The following is an 18,987-nucleotide window of genomic DNA, read 5'->3' as shown; positions in this document are numbered from 1 at the left end:
TAAATTAAAAAACTGACCAAAGGTACAGAATTGGTAAAGGATAAAAAACTAAAAATAAGTGAAAAGAAAAATCTTAATTCAGTGCAAAAGGGGCGCTGAATCTGAAGGTAGGAATGTACACCCTAAAACTATCCGAAGAATTTAGTTTTACCATATTATAGTGGCCTTTCATTGCACCTACAGGGGAACATAACAAACAACCAGAATTATAAGTGTGGGACTCGCCAGGTTTGATTACCGGTTTTTTGCCAATAACCCCTTCACCATCCAACATTTCGGTTTCATTGAGCGAATCATAAATCTGCCAATGACGAGAGGTTAATTGAACTGAATCTTTACTTTGATTTTCAATAGTGATGGTATAGCCAAATGCGAAATGCATCTTGTAATTCTTAAAAAAAGTACCTTCAAAACTGGTCTTTACTGATATTTTTATCCCCTTCGTAACTTGTGTTATCATGCGCATCCTAGTAAGTGATTAAGCTTCCAGCGAATAGTAGGATTACTGAAATGCCTGCTAAAATAAAAAAAATCGTATTAAGAAATAGGTATTTAATTATTGTTTTAAAAGTTCCTTGATTATAGAATTTTTTCATGGACAAAAACAGATAGGTTGAAAAAATGGTAATGAAAATCCAACCGCTATTTACATTAAAAATCGAATTCACTAAGAAACTAATAATGAGCAAGATAAATAACAAAGATTGATTATGGAAGCTAAAGATGAGATGATCGGTGTAATTATATTTTTTTCTGATGTATGCCAGCCAAATGAATATAGCGAACACTGGTAAAAAGAAAAATGTTGTAAACGGGAGTTTGGAAATAAGGTCATTTGTAAACGAACCAGGTTGTCTCGAAAATTTAGAAACACTACCAGAAGTATTAAAGATTATTCTATTTTCTCTAGTTTCAGGAATTCCATATTTTTCTTTTAATTCACTAAATCTTCTTAAGTTTCTTTCTTTTATTAAAAGAGTCAAAACTTCAAATTTTTCTGGAATTCTTTTTTTAAATGTGCTGTTTTTGTTTTTTTTAAAATGAAATTCGGGGTTGCTCAATAGAGTTGAGTCTCTACTTTTTTTTAAGTCGGTAGCTTTTTTGATTTCTGTATTAAGTTTTAACGAATCCATTACATCCTGCAGCTGGTTCTGCTGTTCTTCATCTCCAAAATTAAAACTAAGAGTGCCATTTTCATCCAAATAATCTGATGTCTGAGTTGTCGACCCAAATTTGTCCCACTCAGCAAAATCGTTATCATAGCTTATCATTAGAAAATAAATGATCGCCAAACTCAATAAAAACCGAAATGGATTGGTGTAAGAAACCCTTTTGCCATTTATATAGTCTTTTGTGATTTTACCGGGAAACCACAACAATGCGACAAGGGTTTTCAGTAATTTTGAGTCATAGGATATTAGGGTGGAAAAAAACTCATCGAAAAAATCCTTTAAAGTTAATTTCTTGGTGCTGTTCGCTTGAGAACAATTAGGACAATACTTGTCACTAATGTCCAAAGGATGACCACAGTTTTTGCATTCCGTGCCTCTATGTTTTAATTGGTATCTACCCTTTGTGTAAGAAACTAACTTGTTGTGCATATTTTATTCCCAAAGGGTTAAATATACACTAATTGCTTATATTTTGTGAGTTGGCAGACCCTACACCGATTATGCTATCATAGAGGTCACCAAAATTTCGATAGTAGACGAGTATTGTATAAGTGTTTTCTGTAAAATGAAAATTACCGGAGATTGTATTGAGGTCTATTTGTTCGCTCCCTCGTTGAATAACATATTTATAATTATAAAAACCTTGTTTCATTTTTACAGTGCCTTCCATCATACCATTCTTTTCATTATAGATCATCTTGTTTTCATTTGTGAAAGCATAATTATTATGTTTCCCATAAACATATACATCATCTAACCCAATGGCATCTGAATAGGGTAGGCTAAAATGAACATTGGTGTACTCGGCTTCCCGCGACACATCAGTACCCTGTAATGTTCGCACAACAAAATCACCATTTATATCTGGGAAGTAGGTATAGGGTCTATTTGCTCTAATCCGGTTTGAAAATAAATAATGATTGTATAGCTCTCCTATTTCTATATGGGAAATGGCCGAACTTGGAGCTCGCAAATCTTTTGTGTCAAAATTCAAATATTCATTACCTCCAAAAAAACTGGTTTCCTTATCATATTTATAGACTAGTTCACTGCCTAGCGTAAATTGGGGCTTAATATTAAAAACAGCTGTAGGCCAATGATAATTCTGTAATAAGGCAACCTTAACTTCTTTCTTGGGGTTGACCAATCTAAAATTCCCAGCATTAATATTAAATTGGACTACTTGTTTTTCGTTCAAGTATTCGAAATCACGCGAGCGCTTTATAATACCTCCTACTTTAACCAAATCTTTATATACTACAAACTTTCTGGAAAACTGTAATTCGTAACTACTGTTGTAAATTTCAAGTAGATAGTTTCCGCTAACCTTTAATCGAACATTGCTGTTCGGAATGGTTAGTTTATAATTGGAATAGGATTGTAAAGTTGAATAACTGTTTTCATAATCCAATATTCTTTGGTTGTCAATACCACTTAGATATTGTGATTTTAATAATCTTGATGGTGACCAATCGTAATCACAATGAACTATTTTGTAGTAATAATCCTGTTCATTTGCCAAGAGGTCATCAAACTCCAAAAAGATGGGTTCGCCTATCTCAACAATTGGAAATTGATCTTCTTTTTCGCCTTTGAAAATGACCGACTTAATATGCTCTGGTGGATTTACTTCCTCCTGGACTTGACTTAGTCCGGTTGATGCAAAAAGCAAGAACATTAGTTGTGTAAGAAAAAGGCGCATTTATAGTTAAATTTTCCGGTAAAGGTAAACAAAAACCATACCTAACAAATTTACATCGTTGTATTGCCCAAATTTATAGTCGATAATTATGAATACTTTCTATTAAATGCTATTTTTGCCCGAAATTTTGTTAACCTAAGGTCTACAATAATATGTCTAAAGACATTCGAATAAGAAAGGGGTTGAACATTAACCTTGTAGGTGCTGCTGAACAAACGACTTCAAAAGCGGTATTAAGCAATGTTTATGCTATAAATCTTGAAGATTTTCATGGCATAACTCCAAAAATGCTAGTTAAACAAGGTGCCGAGGTAAAAGCTGGCCAGCCTTTATTTTATAATAAGAACTGTGAGGAAATGATGTTCGTTTCCCCGGTGAGTGGCGAGCTTGTTGAAATCGTTCGTGGTGCTAGGAGAAGAATTATTACCTTAAAAATTCTGGCAGATAAAACACAAACCGATACCGACAACGGTATTTTTAATATAGAAAATGCTTCCTCAAAAGAAGTTAAGGCACATTTGTTGAAATCTGGGTGTTGGCCATTTGTAAAACAAAGACCATATGATATTATTGCAAATCCTGATGCAAATCCAAAAGCAATTTTCGTTTCAGGATATACAACAGCACCTTTAGCGGCATATAGCGATTATGTGCTTCAAGGAAAAGAGAATGAACTTCAAGCGGCTATTACGGCTTTAGGAAAAATGACACCTGGTAAGGTTCATGTTTCTGTTGCAAATTCTAATTCACCTTTGGCAGGATTAAAAGGAATAGAGCTTCATAAAGTTTCTGGTCCTCACCCTGCTGGTTTGGTAGGAACTCAAATTAACAAAATAGCCCCTATCAATAAAGGTGAGGTTGTTTGGACGGTTTCTCCTCAAGATTTGGTGATAATGGGTGAACTGCTTTTGACCGGGAAATTCAATTCAGAACGTGTTGTTGCCTTGGTGGGCTCCTCAGTAAAGGATCCAAAATATTTCACAACAAAAATCGGAACGGAGATATCTACCTTCCTGTATGGAAGTGGCGTGAACGGTGAGAACTTTAGAGTAATCAATGGTGATGTTCTAACAGGCTCAAAAACCAGACCTGATGGGTATTTAGGTTATTATAACAATACCGTTACCGCTATTCCAGAAGGAGATGACTATGAACTGTTTGGTTGGAACAAACCAATTTTCAATAAAATATCTACTACAAGAGCAATGACCTTTTCTTGGTTACAACCTAAGAAAAAATACGATCTTACAACAAACACCAATGGTGAACACAGGGCATTTGTTGTAACAGGGCAATATGAAGAAGTTTTTCCAATGGATATTTTTCCCATGCAATTATTAAAAGCATGTATGGTAAAAGATCTTGATGAGATGGAACAATTGGGACTATATGAAGTGGCTCCTGAGGATTTTTCATTAACTGAATTTATTTGCATTTCAAAACAACCTCACCAACAGATTATTCGAGAAGGGTTGGATTTATTACAAAAAGAAATAGGCTAAAAGATGAGTGATAAAAGATTGACTCTTAAGAAAAGGCTTCACATACTAAAGCACCATTTTAGGGATAAGAAGATGGCACCTGCATTCAATGCGTTCCATACATTCTTGTTCGCACCGGATGAAACAACACATTCCGGTTCCCATGTGAGAGGTGCGGATGATTTAAAGCGTACAATGAACACAGTGATATTGGCCTTGGTTCCGGTATTGTTGTTTTCTATGTTCAATGCTGGGTATCAACATTTTTCAGCGATAAACGGTTTTCCGTCGGAATTTTCGCTTATGGAACATTTCCTTACTTGGGATAATTTCTGGATAGGAATAGTAAAGGTATTACCATTATTGGTGGTTTCTTACGGAGTTGGACTTGGCGTTGAATTCATTTTTGCCGTGATAAAAGGTCATGAGGTTGAAGAAGGGTATTTGGTCACAGGTATGTTGGTTCCTCTAATAGTACCTATTGATACACCTTTATGGATGTTGGCCGTTGCCGTAGTATTCGGTGTGGTAATTGGTAAAGAGGTTTTTGGTGGTACCGGAATGAATATCTTAAATCCTGCATTGACTATTAGGGCCTTTTTGTTCTTCGCTTACCCAACTTGGATGAGTGGGGATAAGGTTTGGGTTCATGAAGCTGTTGATAGGGCAGGAACTGCCGATGCTATTTCAGGTGAAACGGTATTGGGATTTTTGGCGCAGAACAAAGGTGCTGAAATGACCTATTCCACTATGGATATGTTTTATGGTTTTATTCCAGGATCCGTGGGTGAAACTTCAGCATTGTTAATCCTTTTAGGTGGTCTGTTTTTGATATTCAGTAAAATAGCTAGTTGGAGAATTATGCTTAGTGCAGTTATTGGCTCTTTGGTTATGGGCTTGGTTTTCAATCTTGTGGTTGATGCTGAAATTATTACTGAAACCAGTAAGTTCTACGGGCTAATGAGCTTTGATTATTGGAAACATTTATTGGTGGGTGGTTTGGCCTTTGGTATTGTGTATATGGCCACCGATCCCGTTACTGGAGCACAGACTAATAGAGGAAAATGGATATACGGATTTTTAATCGGGTTTATTTCGGTAATGATACGTGTTTTCAATCCAGCTTACCCAGAGGGGGTTTTCTTGGCAATCTTATTAATGAACGTGTTCGCACCAACTATTGATCACTATGTTGTTCAAGGTAATGTGAAAAAGCGTTTAAAACGACTTAAGAATGCTACGATTTTACCGAAGGATTCGGAAAGTAAAGCAGAAGAATTAAAAGCAGAAACAGTTTAATCATGGCAATTAATACAGACAAGAATAGTTACACAGTGATTTTTGCGGCCGTAATGGTTGTTATTGTTGGTACGGTTTTGGCCTTTTTGGCTTCCTCTTTGAGCGATAAGATCAAAGAAAATGAACGCTTGGAAAAACAGCAGAACATTCTTTATGCCATGGGTATAAATGAAAATGAAGGTGAAGGCAGTGTAAGTTTTATTCCTACAGATAAGGTGGCAGGAGAGTTCACTAAATATATTAAGGCGCAATTGATTATTGAAGGTGATAAGATTACCAAAGACGATCAGGCTTATTTAATAGATTTAAAAAAACAGGCTACAGCTGCAAAAAATGGTGAGACTAGAAAATTGCCGTTGTTCGTTGGAAATAAAGATGGTGCCGATTTCTATATTATTCCTATGAGAGGTAAAGGACTTTGGGATGCCATTTGGGGCTTTGTTGCTTTAGATGATGATATGGTAGTGCAGGGAGTTTATTTTGACCATGCTGCTGAAACACCAGGGTTAGGGGCAAATATTAAACAACGTTACTTCATGGATGATTTTACTGGCGAATCAATTCTTTCTGGCACCCAGTATGAAGGTATTGCTGTTGCAAAAGGAAATAATGACCCTTTGAATGAAATTAAGGATGATAATGAAGTTGATGCACTTGCTGGAGCTACAATTACAGGAAACGGAGTTTCTGATATGATTCGTGAGAGTGTTAATCTTTATAAGGACTATTTAGAAACGATTAGAGTTAAATAATATGGCGCTACTATCAAAAAAAGATGCAAATCTGATCTTAGATCCACTTGCAGATAATAACCCGATTACCATTCAGGTTTTAGGAATATGTTCGGCTTTGGCGATTACCGCTGAATTGAAAGCTTCAGTAGTAATGGCAATATCGGTGCTATTTGTATTGGGTATTGGGAATGTGGTCATTTCATTGATGAGGAATATTATCCCATCAAAAATTAGGATTATCGTACAGTTGATTGTTGTGGCAACTCTTGTGATCATAGTTGATCAGGTATTAAAAGCATTTGCTTATGAGTTAAGTAAAACCTTATCGGTGTTCGTTGGGCTGATTATTACCAATTGTATTATTATGGGTCGTTTTGAGGCCTTTGCCTTGGCCAATGGCCCTTGGAAATCATTTTTAGATGGTATAGGTAACTCTCTTGGTTACGGTGTTATTTTAATAATCGTAGGTTTCTTTAGAGAACTTCTAGGTTCAGGAACTTTGTTCGGTTACCCAGTTTTAGGAAACCCGATAACAAAAACAGGTTTGTACGCTACTGGATATGAAAATAATGGATTCATGATTATTCCTCCTGCTGCACTTATAGTGGTTGGTATTATTATATGGATTCAACGTTCAAGAAATAAGGCATTAATAGAAGACAACTAATAGTTATTTAAAGAAAATATCATGTTAGAGCATATAGAATTATTTTTTAGATCCATATTTATTGATAATATGGTATTTGCAGTGTTTTTAGGAATGTGTTCCTATTTAGCTGTATCGAAAAAAGTAGCCACCGCTGTTGGTTTAGGTGCTGCCGTAATATTCGTTTTGGCTGTGACCGTTCCATTGAACTGGTTATTAGATCAATATTTATTACGCGATGGTGCATTGGCCTGGTTAGGACCTGAATATGCCGATTATAACCTTAGCTTCTTATCTTTTATTCTCTTTATAGCCACCATTGCTACAATGGTTCAATTGGTAGAGATTGTTGTTGAGAAATTCTCACCTTCATTATATAACTCTTTAGGTATATTCTTGCCATTGATTGCTGTAAACTGTGCTATCTTGGGAGGGTCTCTATTTATGCAATCCAGGGAAATCGCTTCATTGGGATTAGCCTTTAATTATGGTGTTAGTTCTGGTATTGGATGGTTTCTGGCAATTTTGGCAATCGCCGCAATTCGCGAAAAAATCAGGTATTCAAATGTCCCTGCTCCTTTGAGAGGCCTTGGTATCACTTTTATTATTACTGGCTTGATGGGAATAGGTTTTCAGAGTTTTGGTGGAATGTTGACAGGTGGAGGCGAAGAAGCTGCACCGGTTAAAGAAAAAACCACTGCGGAGAAGCTTGAAAAGGTTGATAAAAAAGAAAATAATAAAGAGATTGATGAAAAAGAGATCTCATATAATGACGCTATAAACAAGTAAAAATGATTTTAGCTACAAGTACAGGCGGAACAATTTTAATAACGGTAATATCTTTCCTGATTCTTTTATTGGCGTTGGTCGCACTTTTGTTATTCACAAAAGAAAAACTATCTCCTTCAGGACCGGTTACCATTACAATTAATGGAGAAAAGAAAGTTGAAGTAAGCTCAGGTGGATCATTACTTTCAACTTTAGGAAACCAAAAAATATTTCTTCCTTCGGCTTGCGGAGGCGGTGGTACCTGTATCCAGTGCGAATGCCATGTACTCGAAGGTGGTGGTGAAGCATTACCTACTGAGACACCCCATTTTTCGAAAAGGGAGTTAAATGAAGGAGCTCGTTTGGCGTGCCAGGTAAAAGTAAAACAGGATATGAATATTACCATTCCTGAAGAAGTATTCGGAATCAAAAAATGGGAGGGCACTGTAGTTCGAAACTACAATGTGGCTTCTTTTATAAAAGAGTTCGTTGTTGAAATCCCTGAAGATATGGGATATAAAGCGGGGGGGTATATTCAGATTGAAATTCCACCTTGTGAAATCAAGTATTCTGATATTGATATTACAGCGCATCCTGAAGAACATGAGACTCCTGATAAGTTTCAGGCGGAATGGGATAAATTCAACTTGTGGCCATTGGTAATGAAAAACCCTGAGACGGTAGAAAGAGCTTATTCAATGGCTTCTTTTCCAGCGGAGGGTAGAGAGATTATGTTGAATGTTCGTATTGCTACTCCACCTTGGGATAGATCTAAAAATGGATGGATGGATGTTAATCCTGGTGTAGCATCTTCTTACATTTTCGCACAAAAACCTGGTGACAAAGTTGTTATTTCTGGACCTTACGGTGAATTCTTCATCAATGAATCAGAATCTGAGATGTTATATGTTGGAGGTGGAGCAGGTATGGCGCCAATGCGGTCCCATTTATATCACTTGTTCAAAACACTTAGAACGAATAGAAAAGTGACATATTGGTACGGTGGGCGTTCTAAAAGAGAATTGTTCTACTTGGATCATTTCTATCAGTTAGAGAAAGAATTTTCAAATTTCAAATTTTATTTGGCACTTTCAGAGCCTATGGAAGAGGATAATTGGAAAGTTAAAGAAGATATAGATGCTCCTGGAGACGGTTTTGTAGGCTTTATACATAATTGTGTTATTGATAATTATTTGAGCAAACATGAGTCTCCTGAGGATATAGAATTGTATTTCTGTGGTCCACCGTTGATGAATAAAGCTGTTCAAAAAATGGGCGAGGACTTTGGTATCCCTGATGAGCATATTCGTTTTGACGATTTCGGCGGATAATTATACTATCATTATTGAATTGCGTAGCGGTTCTAAACAAAATATTGGCCGATATGATTTATATCGGCCTTTTTTGTATCCCTTTGATATATTATATGAGTACAATGAGACCACTTTCAGAACAGGAATTACATAACTTGGCTATGAACATCGTTGGTAAACAGTTGGAGGCGGAGGGTTATGAATTTATGGGAGTCAATAGTAAACCCAAAAAAAATCCACAGTTTGTCTGCTTGAAGGATAAAGAACTTCATTTTATTGTGGTTCGAAATGTTATTTTTCCAATGGATCCAAAAAAGTATGACACCGAATTAATGGACAAAATGAAGGATAACGCTCAAAAACATAATGGCAAAGTGTACTTTGCGGGGGTTGGGTTATATAATGCAATTGATCAAAGCCTACCCGTTTTGTTAAATGAAAAATATATAGTTGAATATGACGGACTCATTGAACTTTAGGGTAAAAGGGGTGTTTGTTCTTTTAATTTTAATTGCGATTTCCTGTAAATCGGGACCTGAAACTTATATCAAGAATTCTAATACCGGTGGCGCTTTAGGAACCTCCTACAGTATTATTTATTTGGCGGATAAGAAAATGGACCTTCAGATCCAGATTGATTCTGTTTTCAACGTAATGAACCAATCTCTGTCAACTTATGTTCCTTCTTCTGATATTTCCCAAATAAACCAAGGCAATTCAGAGGTACATGTGGATTATATGTTCCAAGAGGTATTTGAACTCTCGAAGGAGATATATGCGTCAACTGATGGTTATTTTGACCCAACTGTTGGCTCTTTGGTCAATGCCTGGGGATTTGGCCCTGGCGAAAAAGTAACAATGGATAGCACTAAGGTTGACAGCCTTATGACTTTTGTGGGTTTTGATAAAGTTCTAATGAATGAATCGGGGCAAGTAGAAAAAGAATCACCTAATGTTTATATGGATTTTAATGCTATAGCCAAAGGCTATGCAATTGATCGATTGGCTAAATTAATGGATGCTAGAGGTATAGAAAATTACCTTTTGGAGGTTGGCGGTGAATTGGTTGCAAAAGGAGTAAATCAAATCAAACAAAAACCGTGGGTGGTTGGTATTGATGATCCTCAGGTAGAACAAGGTCGGCGTCTAAAAAAGCTTATTGAATTAAAGGATATGGCACTGGCATCATCTGGCAATTACCGCAAATTCAGAATAGATTCGATTACAGGTAAAAAATATGTGCATACGATTGATCCAAAGACCGGGTTTACGAAAAATGCAAGTACGTTGGGCGTTACAGTTCTAGCAAACACTTGCGCCAAAGCTGATGCTTACGCTACCGCATTCATGGCGATGGAACTTCAACTGGTCAAATCTACATTAACTGAACAAAAGGATTTGGAAGCTTATGTAATTTACCTAGACGATGCGGGAGAAACCAAAGAATTCATGACCGAAGGATTTGAGAAAGTGGTACTGGATTAGACTTTTTTGACCAAGGGAATGATTTCACCTATTGCCAATCGATAAAGGTCTATTTCATCTAATGAAAGGGCGGCTGTATAATCTATTTCATCAACTTCAAAACCAACAGTCTTTAGCTTGTTAAAATAGTCTCTTCCATAGATCCGAACATGGTCATACTGACCAAAAATCTTTGCTCTTTCCTTTTTATCGGTAATTGAATCATCTTCGAAGGTATACTCTCTTTTCAAATCCTGTGGAATTTGAAATACGCCCCAGCCTTTTGGTTTCAATATGCGGTATAACTCTTCCATAGCTTTTTTATCATCAGGAATATGTTCTAAAACATGATTGCAAAAGATGACATCAAAAGTGTTATCCTTAAACGGAAGATTACAAATGTCTGCTTGTACATCCGCCAATGGTGAATCTAAATCGGTTGTGGTATATGTAATATTTTTTAGCTTTTTAAAACGATTGTAAAACGCCTGTTCTGGAGCAAAATGCAATACATTTAATTGGGCAGAAAAGAAATCAGTTTTATTTCTAAGGAATAACCAAAGCAATCTATGACGCTCCAACGATAGGGTAGAAGGGGAAAGTACATTGTCTCTGGGACTTTCATAACCATATGGTAAAAAGGTTCTAAAACTCTTGCCATCTATTGGGTCTGTGTATTTACTTCCTTTTAACAATAGGGCCATTACGGGCCTTATCCAATAACTGAGCTTTATCAGTATAGGTCTTGGGATTAGATTCAAGAAATATTTAAAAAGCTTTTTCATATGGCCGTTCCTGCTATTCACAGGAATCTACGATTCAGTGCTAAAGTTGAATTTTCTTTTGTCGAAATTCATCCTCTTCATCACTTTCAATCCCTAGTGCTTTATAAATATATTGAAAAGTGGAAAGTAATTCTGGTTTGCCGTTTATAATCGCAATATTATGCTCGAAATGGGCACTTGGTTTTCCATCAGCTGTAAGTATGGTCCAACCATCTTTCAATTGTTTGATTCGCTTTGTACCCATATTTATCATTGGCTCAATGGCCACAACCAAACCTTCCATGAACTTTTTACCTCTTCCACGTCTACCGTAATTAGGCATTTCAGGACCTTCATGAAGTTTGGTTCCCAATCCATGTCCGACCAATTCCCGAACGACACCGTAGCCATAACTTTCACAATAATTTTGAATGGCATATGCGACATCACCAACCCGATTTCCAGATTTGAACTGGCGAATTCCTAGGTAAAGAGACTCTTTTGTGACCTGTAACAATTTCTTGGTTTCAGGTGCCACTTCACCAACTTCGAAAGTATAAGCGTGGTCACCATAAAATCCATTTTTTAATGCTCCACAATCTACAGAGATAATATCACCATCTTTCAAGGGTTCATTCGTGGGAATGCCATGAACCACTTGTTCATTGGGGCTCATGTTCAATGTGTTGGGAAAGTCGTACATACCCAAAAACCCTGGTTCCGCACCTTGTTCCCTAATGAATTCCTCGGCCAACTTATCTAGAAAAAGAGCATTTACCCCTGGTTTTATTTCAGAAGCAAGCATACCTAAAGTCTTAGAAACAACTAAGGCGCTTTCGCGCATTAGCTCAATCTCTTCAGATGTTTTGATTTTTATCATAGCTGGCAAAGGTAAAACAATCTTGTAGATTTACTAAATCAAGGACTTTCCGGTCATAGCTTTAGGTTGTTCAATTCCAATCAATTCTAAAATTGTTGGAGCAACATCACCCAATACCCCGTCTTTAATCTCTTTTAAATTTTTATCTATTAAAATTACAGGAACAGGATTAGTTGTATGTGCCGTATGAGGTGAACCGTCTGGATTGATCATAGTTTCGCAATTACCGTGATCAGCAATTAATAGGGTAGAGTATCCGTTCTCTAACCCAGTTTCTACCACATCTTTTACACAGATATCCACGGCTTCACAAGCTTTTATAGCTGCTTCCATAATACCTGTATGTCCTACCATATCACCATTTGCAAAATTAAGGCAAACAAAATCTGCCTCTTGCTTTTTTAAATCCTCAACTAAAGCATCTCTTAATTCATAAGCACTCATTTCTGGCTTTAGGTCATAAGTTGCTACTTTGGGAGAATTTCTTAAAATTCTGCTTTCACCTTCAAATGGTTCTTCTTGACCACCTGAGAAAAAGAAAGTTACATGCGGATATTTTTCCGTTTCGGCTATTCTAATTTGCTTTTTACCTGCCTTAGATAAAACTTCGCCAATGGTTTCAGTTATATTGTCCTTATTGAATATTACATTAATACCTTTAAAACTATCATCATAATTAGTCATAGTAACATAATGCAATGATAATTTTTTAGTGTTGTCTTCAGGGAAATCGTTTTGAGATAACATATTGGTTAACTCTCTACCACGATCTGTTCTAAAGTTGAAAAAGATAATTACATCATCTTCTTCAACGATTCCATTCTTATCGGCCACTAAAGGTTTGATAAATTCATCGGTAACATCATTGGCATAGCTCGATTTTAAGCTATTGACAACATTATCCGTCAATTGCCCATCACCATTGACAATAACATCATAAGCAAGTTTTACCCTTTCCCAACGATTATCACGATCCATGGCATAGTAACGACCTGTAACTGTGGCAATTTTCCCAGTAGTTTTCGCCATATGGTCTTCTAAGTCGGCAACAAATGAAGCGCCTGATTTGGGATCCACATCTCTTCCATCAGTAAAAGCATGTACATAAACGTTGTCAAGGTTATTATCCTTGGCAGCACTTAATAACCCCTTTAAATGGTTTATGTGAGAGTGTACTCCACCGTTACTCAATAGTCCTAAGAAATGAACTTTCTTATTATTGGCCTTGGCATAGTCAAAAGCATCAACCAATACTTTTTCATCTTTTAATGTGTTGTTTTCAATGGCAAGATTGATTCTTGTTAGTTCTTGATAAACAATTCTTCCGGCACCTAAATTCATATGCCCAACTTCACTATTTCCCATTTGACCATCGGGTAAGCCAACATTTAAACCGTCTGTACGTAAGGCAGCATTTGGGTATTTAGAGTATAAAGCGTCTATATATGGTGTTTTGGCATTATCAATTGCCGAAACTTTAGGGTCAGGAGATGTTCCCCAACCATCCAATATCATAAGAATTACTTTCTTGTTCATAGTAACATTATTTAAAAGTGCAAAAATACTACCTAAAGCCAAGGTAATCTACTTATTAGGACGGCTTTTTTGACATTAACGCGCGAAAGTATAGGTAAATGCAAAACAGGCAACTTGTTAAAATTTAGTTATTTAACAGTTAATGCTGAAACATATTTATATAGACATAGTCTATATTTATATAATCAAGAATTATTCATCAATCAAGACTGAACCTGTTTCAGTCGTAAAATCAATCATCATGAGAAAAACAATGTTAATTGTAGCCGCAGCAATGATGCTGACGGTTACGTATGCGTCTGCCGAAGTCTTACCTGTAAAGAACAATACGGTCGAGTTTAGCGTTTTATTGAAAAAAGGAACTGTAAGTACTTTTTGTAAAGCAGTAATGCAAGGGGATATTGGAACCGTAAAAAGATTAATTGAGCTAGGTGAAGATGTCAATAAAAAATCCCTGGGAATGACACCAGCTATCTTTGCCGCTAGATACAATAAGGCAGAGATATTAAAGTTGTTGATTCAAAATGGTGCAGATATCAAAATACGGAGTGACAAGGGTTATTCTATTACCAAATATGCGGAATCTGCAAATGCCAAAGATGCTCTCATGGTAATTAATGCGGAGTTGGGCAGTTGAACAGTTGTTTCAATGTTTAGACAAAAAAACCCATCATTTCGTGATGGGTTTTTTAATGAGTTTTACTCACTTCAGATTGTGTTCATGTAAAAGAGTGAATAGAAAAGTCTAAAATTCGAAACCTGTAAACGCCCTATACATAAATGCATAAACCGCCATCCCGAGCATCAAAACACAAAAAATGGAGTATCCTTTTAAGAGTAATACTACAAAACTTGGTTTGCAATTCTCGAATGCTTCAGTGTAAATGTTCTTAAAATGTAAAAGTGTTCCCATATAGTTTTGTTTAAATAACTGTAAATCAAAGCTATAAGGGTTAAATTTGAGGCGGATAGAAGATTTGGTAGGGTGTCAAATATAGCAATTAATATTTGATATACATAGAATTTAACTTAAATTAGATTGTTACTGACCCTTGTATTTTGCGATGGCTTCCCTGATTTTCTCAATCCGGTTTTCAGGATCAGGATGAGAACTTTGGAATTCAGGAACTCTATTAGGTCCGGCAGCTGCCTTTAGAATTTTCATGACTTCTATCATTTCCGTTGGCTCATAACCAGAGTTTATCATAAACCAGACACCAAGTTCATCACTTTCCAGTTCATCACCACGGCCATTTTTTAAAAGGGTGTTTTGTCCAATACTCCCCACAATACCACCAGCATCTGCCCCAACTGTGGCACCCATGGTAACGGTCTGCCAAAAATTACTGTCCGCAATTCTTTCAGCCGAATGCCTGCCGATTACATGGCCAATTTCGTGTCCTAGAACTCCTGCCAATTGTGCTTCATTTAACTTTGAAAACAAGGCATAGGTTATAAAAATCTGTCCACCTGGTAGTGCAAATGCATTTATGGTCCGATCGTCCGCTAATAAATGAAAATCGTATTTATAAGGTGTGTTTCTGGCAATACTGTTATCCACCAACTTTTTGCCAACAAAGTCGACCAATGATTGTAAACGTTCATCTGGGTAAAGACCACCATGTTGCTGGGCCATTTCGGGAGCACTCTGCAAACCTATAGCAATTTCTTGCTCAGAGGTCATATTAATATTTTGTACCCGACCTGTATATGGGTTTTCTTCTTTGTTGTTACAGCGTTGAATGAAGGCAAAGGCAACTATAGCCAAACCAATGAAAATTCTAATTTTCCAGCTTCCTCTTCTCATAGTAAATGGTGTTCAGTGTTGCCACAATTTACAAAAAGACTTATAAAAGCTCAGGATTTATATCTAAAATATTGTTTTGGATATAATTTTTTATAAAACCGGTTGTAAAATGTTCGCTGCCGTACAACTCTTCTTGTCGTAGCAATTGTAAGATATTCAATCGTCTGTATGCAGTTAACATGGGAATTGAAATTGGGGCATAGCTGTAGTGCCAAGGTTCATATTTAAATCCCCTTCTTTTAGGTTCGTTTGTATACACCAAATAGTAACCAAAAGAATTACAGTTTTCATCCATCCATTTCTTAAGGTCTACAAATGGGCCTTCGGATTCAAATTTTTCAGGTACTAAAACATCACCAGTGGTTTTTCGGTACCCATCTATAATATCAATATCGGTACCCCAATGGTGTCTACTCGTACCAGGAATCGTCGAATACTCAATGATTTTATCAATAGCCTTCAATGGTGTCATACCATCGTCTTCGGTATAACGCATATATTTTCTTTCCCAAATCCCTTCTTGTCTGTAATAATTGCGATAGCTTGAAACAATTTTAAGGTCGATACCATCACTATACGCTGCTTTTTTCATTTTTAGAAAGGCATCGTGTGCTTCTTTTCGAAGGTTGATTCCTTCACCATAGAGCTGTATGTCTTCTTTGCCCATTAATTCAAGGACCGAATATTCATTTTCGTTTGGGAACACGAAAGAGGGCACCATTGTTAGTGCTAAACCGGAAATACTGCTTTTTTTTATAAATGACCTGCGTTTCATCTTATCATGAATTTTCTGGGTTATTCTATCTTAATTCAAGGTGGAATATCTCAATAACTTTGCCAATAATAAGAAATTCCATAACTACAACGGAAAATATTATGGATTGAATATAACGGAATTCCAATTTTTACACCAATTTATGAAAATAGTATTGTTTAGAAGCAAGTGCTAACCAATGCAAAATAGTATTTTCAATGTGGTACTAAATTGGTATAAATACTAAAAAGAATAAAAAAAAGATGAATAGAAAAAGTATGCCCCTTTACCATATTAGTTGGCTACCAACTATTAGGTCTTTGATCAATATTTAAGCATTTAATTATTTCTGAATATTGAAATTGTCTTAGTAAGGAAAATTGTAGCCAAATAGTTAGAGCGACAAATAAAAATATCCTTGGTGCTTAAGGTTCAGATCTTTCAGTTCAATTATATAGTAATATACCCCTTTTGGAAGCTTTTGATTGATTTTGTTGGTGTTTTTATTGGCAATACCATGGAATTCATTCTTGTAGTTCGTTTTTTCATAAACCAACCTTCCTGACCGGTTGAAGATTTTTAATTCATTATCAGGAGATCGCTCAATAATATCCAGGGCAAAATAGTCGTTGACACCATCACCGTTAGGTGTTAATGCGTAATTGCCTGGTTTATTTGTCTCTATATCAAATAAGAAGCCTAGCGTAAAGACTTCATAATTGTTTGCATTAAAGACGTTTGAGGTTACCACACCTTCATCTAAATTTCCTTCGAATTTCGAATTACCAAGATTATCCCATTGTTCATCTTTTTTATTCCAAGCGGTGACCATTACATTGTCAATTTTTTTTGTGGATGTGGATAGATTAGATTCTTCTTTCCAATTTAATGAGACCTGAACCATTCCCGAAGTCCCTAATTTCCAAAACTCTTCCGGGTGTATTGAGCCTAAAGTAATGTCCTTTTTAGTAAAGTCTTGGCCTGTGGAATAGCTACTGGGAAGGTCAGCACTTTCATGGTAATATTCGCACTTTGCGAAGAAAGTTTCATCAATGAATTTGATTGTCAAGGGTCTTAATATATCGTCATAACCTACTGGGAAGCTAAACTCTTTTTGATTTTCAACAGCGACATGTCCATCAATTTTTGAAAGGTTCATTTCACCATCATAGATGGCATTTTCAGAAAGCTTTACATACACATTTTTTTTGTCTCTCGAAGAGATGATATTCCCATAAATAAAGTTGAGGGAATTATCTATACCAATTGATACGTCTATATATAGATTGTTTTCGATAGCCATTTCAAAATCATAGAAGACTGGACTGGAAGTCCCAGAAACCAGAAGGTTAGTTGCATCATGGTAAAATCCAACTAGGCCTAGGTTCTTATCAAAACCAGCATCATTAATGAAGTCAGAATGAAAACCCATTGAACCATGATCATGCAATTGTAGACCCCCAAAGTTATGCACGGCCTGTTGACCTATAAGCTGTTGACTTATAAATAGTATTATTGTTAAGGATATAGATTTCAAAACGCTATTTTAATTTATTTATCATAAAACTTGAGGTTCCCGAACCATTAAATCTTACTTCTCCGGTATTGGCCTCCATAAAGGTGACAATTGTGATAACATCATTGACATTTAATTGTATAATTTCATTTAAATGTAAGCTTGATTCTTCGTGGTTATTAGTAAACCGAATATATCCAGTAGCACCCATTGCACCAACTGGGGCCCCATTTACAGCAATCCTTGCAGTGGTATTTGTCCTAGTTCTAGAATTATTGAAGATTCCCAATAAATATATGTTGGCCCTGATATCGTATCTGCCGGCTTCCTTAACTATAAGTGTATTTCCATTAACCTGATATAAACTTGTTCCTGCGTCCAGGTAATCCTGTGTTCCGAAAATAGGAACATTAGAATTATTGACATTGAGATTGGTACTAGTGTTGGAATTAGTCCATCGGCCACCATAATTTATTTTTGATTGATGCAGCACACCATCTGTGTCCGCTGTTATTACATTATCGTTATCCGTCGCATTTTCCAAAACCCGAATTCTAGCGCTGCCATTTACATCTAGTTGATTAGTGGGTGTATTGGTATTAATTCCGACTTGACCTCCATTTTCTAGAAACAAACGATAATCTGCGACGTTTGATTCAACAAAGTTTAACCCATTTTGTAATAAGTTCCAATGCCATTTGGGGGCACCTGTACTGTCTTCAAAAGCCAATACATCTACTCCGTTGGCCTTTATAACCATTGGGTGGTTATTAAAGACACTTGCTTGATTCACTAGCACTTGACCTCTATCCTTAACTAATCTTAATTTTTCAATATTATTGGATTTTAGAACAAAATCCTGAACATCTGTAGTTCCAATAAAGTCGGTACTGGAAGTTGTTCCAGAATTACCATTTGAATTCCAAGCACTGGATGCACTTTTTACACTTTCCCAAGTACTACCTGTATAGTGAAATATGCCATTGATTGATGTGTTATAGATTATTGATCCCACAACAGGGTTGTTAATTGATTGTATCTCCGTTGTTGTGGCATTTGTAAGACCTAATAGCAAGTTTCCGTCAATTTGGGCATAGCTGTTGCTGCCAAACAATACCAGAACAAATATGTATAGTTTTTCTTTCATTACA

20 protein-coding genes are annotated in these 18,987 nt (G+C 36.2%); 9 read left to right on the top strand and 11 right to left on the bottom strand.

Features of this window, described 5'->3' with window-relative positions; all coding sequences use genetic code 11:
• Positions 1-73: 73 nt before the first annotated feature.
• From apaG to FB2170_RS00620, 3 genes are read right to left on the bottom strand one after another with little or no spacing between them, the layout of a single operon-like run.
• Positions 74-460, bottom strand: a complete 387-nt coding sequence (gene apaG, locus FB2170_RS00630) for a Co2+/Mg2+ efflux protein ApaG (RefSeq protein ID WP_041632958.1) — start codon at positions 458-460, stop codon at positions 74-76.
• Between the two features lie 7 nt (positions 461-467).
• Complete coding sequence (locus tag FB2170_RS00625; RefSeq protein ID WP_013304552.1) at positions 468-1,601, bottom strand: DUF3667 domain-containing protein; 1,134 nt, start codon at positions 1,599-1,601, stop codon at positions 468-470.
• A 28-nt stretch (positions 1,602-1,629) separates the two neighbouring features.
• Entirely contained in the window at positions 1,630-2,874 is a 1,245-nt protein-coding gene (locus tag FB2170_RS00620) for a DUF5103 domain-containing protein (RefSeq protein WP_041632617.1), read from the bottom strand.
• A 152-nt stretch (positions 2,875-3,026) separates the two neighbouring features.
• On the opposite strand from FB2170_RS00620, the gene FB2170_RS00615 reads away from it, so the two are divergent.
• The 8 genes from FB2170_RS00615 to FB2170_RS00580 all read left to right on the top strand — a co-directional run bounded on the left by FB2170_RS00615 (position 3,027) and on the right by FB2170_RS00580 (position 10,600).
• Positions 3,027-4,376, top strand: coding sequence for a Na(+)-translocating NADH-quinone reductase subunit A (locus tag FB2170_RS00615; protein WP_013304550.1), 1,350 nt, complete (start codon positions 3,027-3,029; stop codon positions 4,374-4,376).
• 3 nt (positions 4,377-4,379) lie between these two features.
• Complete coding sequence (locus FB2170_RS00610; protein ID WP_013304549.1) at positions 4,380-5,654, top strand: NADH:ubiquinone reductase (Na(+)-transporting) subunit B; 1,275 nt, start codon at positions 4,380-4,382, stop codon at positions 5,652-5,654.
• Positions 5,655-5,656: 2 nt separating this feature from the next.
• A complete protein-coding gene (locus FB2170_RS00605) occupies positions 5,657-6,406 on the top strand; it encodes a Na(+)-translocating NADH-quinone reductase subunit C (protein ID WP_013304548.1) in 750 nt (249 codons plus the stop codon).
• A 1-nt stretch (position 6,407) separates the two neighbouring features.
• Complete coding sequence (locus FB2170_RS00600) at positions 6,408-7,055, top strand: NADH:ubiquinone reductase (Na(+)-transporting) subunit D (RefSeq protein ID WP_013304547.1); 648 nt, start codon at positions 6,408-6,410, stop codon at positions 7,053-7,055.
• A 21-nt stretch (positions 7,056-7,076) separates the two neighbouring features.
• Positions 7,077-7,823, top strand: coding sequence for an NADH:ubiquinone reductase (Na(+)-transporting) subunit E (gene nqrE / locus FB2170_RS00595; protein WP_013304546.1), 747 nt, complete (start codon positions 7,077-7,079; stop codon positions 7,821-7,823).
• Between the two features lie 2 nt (positions 7,824-7,825).
• Positions 7,826-9,133, top strand: coding sequence for an NADH:ubiquinone reductase (Na(+)-transporting) subunit F (nqrF, locus tag FB2170_RS00590; protein WP_013304545.1), 1,308 nt, complete (start codon positions 7,826-7,828; stop codon positions 9,131-9,133).
• 95 nt (positions 9,134-9,228) lie between these two features.
• Positions 9,229-9,594, top strand: coding sequence for a hypothetical protein (locus FB2170_RS00585; RefSeq protein WP_013304544.1), 366 nt, complete (start codon positions 9,229-9,231; stop codon positions 9,592-9,594).
• The gene (locus FB2170_RS00580) at positions 9,572-10,600 is read left to right on the top strand and encodes an FAD:protein FMN transferase (protein ID WP_013304543.1); all 1,029 of its coding nucleotides are present in this window, start codon (positions 9,572-9,574) and stop codon (positions 10,598-10,600) included. The genes FB2170_RS00585 and FB2170_RS00580 overlap by 23 nt, the downstream gene beginning before the upstream one ends.
• Here FB2170_RS00580 and FB2170_RS00575 read toward each other — a convergent pair.
• From FB2170_RS00575 to gpmI, 3 genes are read right to left on the bottom strand one after another with little or no spacing between them, the layout of a single operon-like run.
• Complete coding sequence (locus FB2170_RS00575; protein WP_041632957.1) at positions 10,597-11,364, bottom strand: class I SAM-dependent methyltransferase; 768 nt, start codon at positions 11,362-11,364, stop codon at positions 10,597-10,599. The genes FB2170_RS00580 and FB2170_RS00575 overlap by 4 nt on opposite strands.
• Positions 11,365-11,404: 40 nt before the next feature.
• Positions 11,405-12,223 carry a type I methionyl aminopeptidase gene (gene map, locus FB2170_RS00570; protein WP_013304541.1) on the bottom strand — a complete coding sequence of 273 codons (819 nt, stop codon included), beginning with the start codon at positions 12,221-12,223 and terminating at the stop codon, positions 11,405-11,407.
• A gap of 33 nt (positions 12,224-12,256) precedes the next feature.
• Positions 12,257-13,759, bottom strand: coding sequence for a 2,3-bisphosphoglycerate-independent phosphoglycerate mutase (gene gpmI / locus FB2170_RS00565; RefSeq protein WP_041632613.1), 1,503 nt, complete (start codon positions 13,757-13,759; stop codon positions 12,257-12,259).
• Between the two features lie 241 nt (positions 13,760-14,000).
• Between gpmI and FB2170_RS00560 the strand changes: the two genes are divergently transcribed.
• Positions 14,001-14,396 (top strand): ankyrin repeat domain-containing protein, encoded by a 396-nt coding sequence (locus FB2170_RS00560; RefSeq protein ID WP_041632956.1) that lies wholly within the window; start codon positions 14,001-14,003, stop codon positions 14,394-14,396.
• A 108-nt stretch (positions 14,397-14,504) separates the two neighbouring features.
• On the opposite strand, the gene FB2170_RS17400 is transcribed toward FB2170_RS00560, so the two are convergent.
• The 5 genes from FB2170_RS17400 to FB2170_RS00540 all read right to left on the bottom strand — a co-directional run bounded on the left by FB2170_RS17400 (position 14,505) and on the right by FB2170_RS00540 (position 18,983).
• On the bottom strand, positions 14,505-14,672 hold the full coding sequence (locus FB2170_RS17400) for a DUF6747 family protein (protein ID WP_013304538.1): 168 nt from the start codon (positions 14,670-14,672) through the stop codon (positions 14,505-14,507).
• A gap of 129 nt (positions 14,673-14,801) precedes the next feature.
• The gene (locus tag FB2170_RS00555; RefSeq protein WP_013304537.1) at positions 14,802-15,566 is read right to left on the bottom strand and encodes a M48 family metalloprotease; all 765 of its coding nucleotides are present in this window, start codon (positions 15,564-15,566) and stop codon (positions 14,802-14,804) included.
• A 40-nt stretch (positions 15,567-15,606) separates the two neighbouring features.
• Complete coding sequence (locus tag FB2170_RS00550; protein ID WP_013304536.1) at positions 15,607-16,341, bottom strand: M15 family metallopeptidase; 735 nt, start codon at positions 16,339-16,341, stop codon at positions 15,607-15,609.
• 373 nt (positions 16,342-16,714) lie between these two features.
• On the bottom strand, positions 16,715-17,857 hold the full coding sequence (locus FB2170_RS00545) for a gliding motility-associated C-terminal domain-containing protein (protein WP_148232034.1): 1,143 nt from the start codon (positions 17,855-17,857) through the stop codon (positions 16,715-16,717).
• A gap of 4 nt (positions 17,858-17,861) precedes the next feature.
• Complete coding sequence (locus FB2170_RS00540) at positions 17,862-18,983, bottom strand: hypothetical protein (RefSeq protein WP_013304534.1); 1,122 nt, start codon at positions 18,981-18,983, stop codon at positions 17,862-17,864.
• Positions 18,984-18,987: the final 4 nt, after the last annotated feature.

Source organism: Maribacter sp. HTCC2170, assembly GCF_000153165.2.
Classification (GTDB): domain Bacteria; phylum Bacteroidota; class Bacteroidia; order Flavobacteriales; family Flavobacteriaceae; genus Maribacter_A.
This window is presented reverse-complemented; position numbering and strand designations above follow the sequence as displayed.

What these genes read in the sequence shown, in the direction of transcription:
- FB2170_RS00550 (WP_013304536.1), bottom strand. Translation starts at nt 16,341, where the DNA reads ATGAAACGCAGGTCATTTATAAAAAAAAGCAGTATTTCCGGTTTAGCA.
- FB2170_RS00540 (WP_013304534.1), bottom strand. Translation starts at nt 18,983, where the DNA reads ATGAAAGAAAAACTATACATATTTGTTCTGGTATTGTTTGGCAGCAAC.
- FB2170_RS00585 (WP_013304544.1), top strand. Translation starts at nt 9,229, where the DNA reads ATGAGTACAATGAGACCACTTTCAGAACAGGAATTACATAACTTGGCT.
- FB2170_RS00555 (WP_013304537.1), bottom strand. Translation starts at nt 15,566, where the DNA reads ATGAGAAGAGGAAGCTGGAAAATTAGAATTTTCATTGGTTTGGCTATA.
- gpmI (WP_041632613.1), bottom strand. Translation starts at nt 13,759, where the DNA reads ATGAACAAGAAAGTAATTCTTATGATATTGGATGGTTGGGGAACATCT.
- FB2170_RS00560 (WP_041632956.1), top strand. Translation starts at nt 14,001, where the DNA reads ATGAGAAAAACAATGTTAATTGTAGCCGCAGCAATGATGCTGACGGTT.
- FB2170_RS00615 (WP_013304550.1), top strand. Translation starts at nt 3,027, where the DNA reads ATGTCTAAAGACATTCGAATAAGAAAGGGGTTGAACATTAACCTTGTA.
- FB2170_RS00610 (WP_013304549.1), top strand. Translation starts at nt 4,380, where the DNA reads ATGAGTGATAAAAGATTGACTCTTAAGAAAAGGCTTCACATACTAAAG.
- nqrF (WP_013304545.1), top strand. Translation starts at nt 7,826, where the DNA reads ATGATTTTAGCTACAAGTACAGGCGGAACAATTTTAATAACGGTAATA.
- FB2170_RS00605 (WP_013304548.1), top strand. Translation starts at nt 5,657, where the DNA reads ATGGCAATTAATACAGACAAGAATAGTTACACAGTGATTTTTGCGGCC.
- FB2170_RS00625 (WP_013304552.1), bottom strand. Translation starts at nt 1,601, where the DNA reads ATGCACAACAAGTTAGTTTCTTACACAAAGGGTAGATACCAATTAAAA.
- apaG (WP_041632958.1), bottom strand. Translation starts at nt 460, where the DNA reads ATGATAACACAAGTTACGAAGGGGATAAAAATATCAGTAAAGACCAGT.
- FB2170_RS17400 (WP_013304538.1), bottom strand. Translation starts at nt 14,672, where the DNA reads ATGGGAACACTTTTACATTTTAAGAACATTTACACTGAAGCATTCGAG.
- FB2170_RS00575 (WP_041632957.1), bottom strand. Translation starts at nt 11,364, where the DNA reads ATGAAAAAGCTTTTTAAATATTTCTTGAATCTAATCCCAAGACCTATA.
- FB2170_RS00580 (WP_013304543.1), top strand. Translation starts at nt 9,572, where the DNA reads ATGACGGACTCATTGAACTTTAGGGTAAAAGGGGTGTTTGTTCTTTTA.
- nqrE (WP_013304546.1), top strand. Translation starts at nt 7,077, where the DNA reads ATGTTAGAGCATATAGAATTATTTTTTAGATCCATATTTATTGATAAT.
- FB2170_RS00600 (WP_013304547.1), top strand. Translation starts at nt 6,408, where the DNA reads ATGGCGCTACTATCAAAAAAAGATGCAAATCTGATCTTAGATCCACTT.
- map (WP_013304541.1), bottom strand. Translation starts at nt 12,223, where the DNA reads ATGATAAAAATCAAAACATCTGAAGAGATTGAGCTAATGCGCGAAAGC.
- FB2170_RS00620 (WP_041632617.1), bottom strand. Translation starts at nt 2,874, where the DNA reads ATGCGCCTTTTTCTTACACAACTAATGTTCTTGCTTTTTGCATCAACC.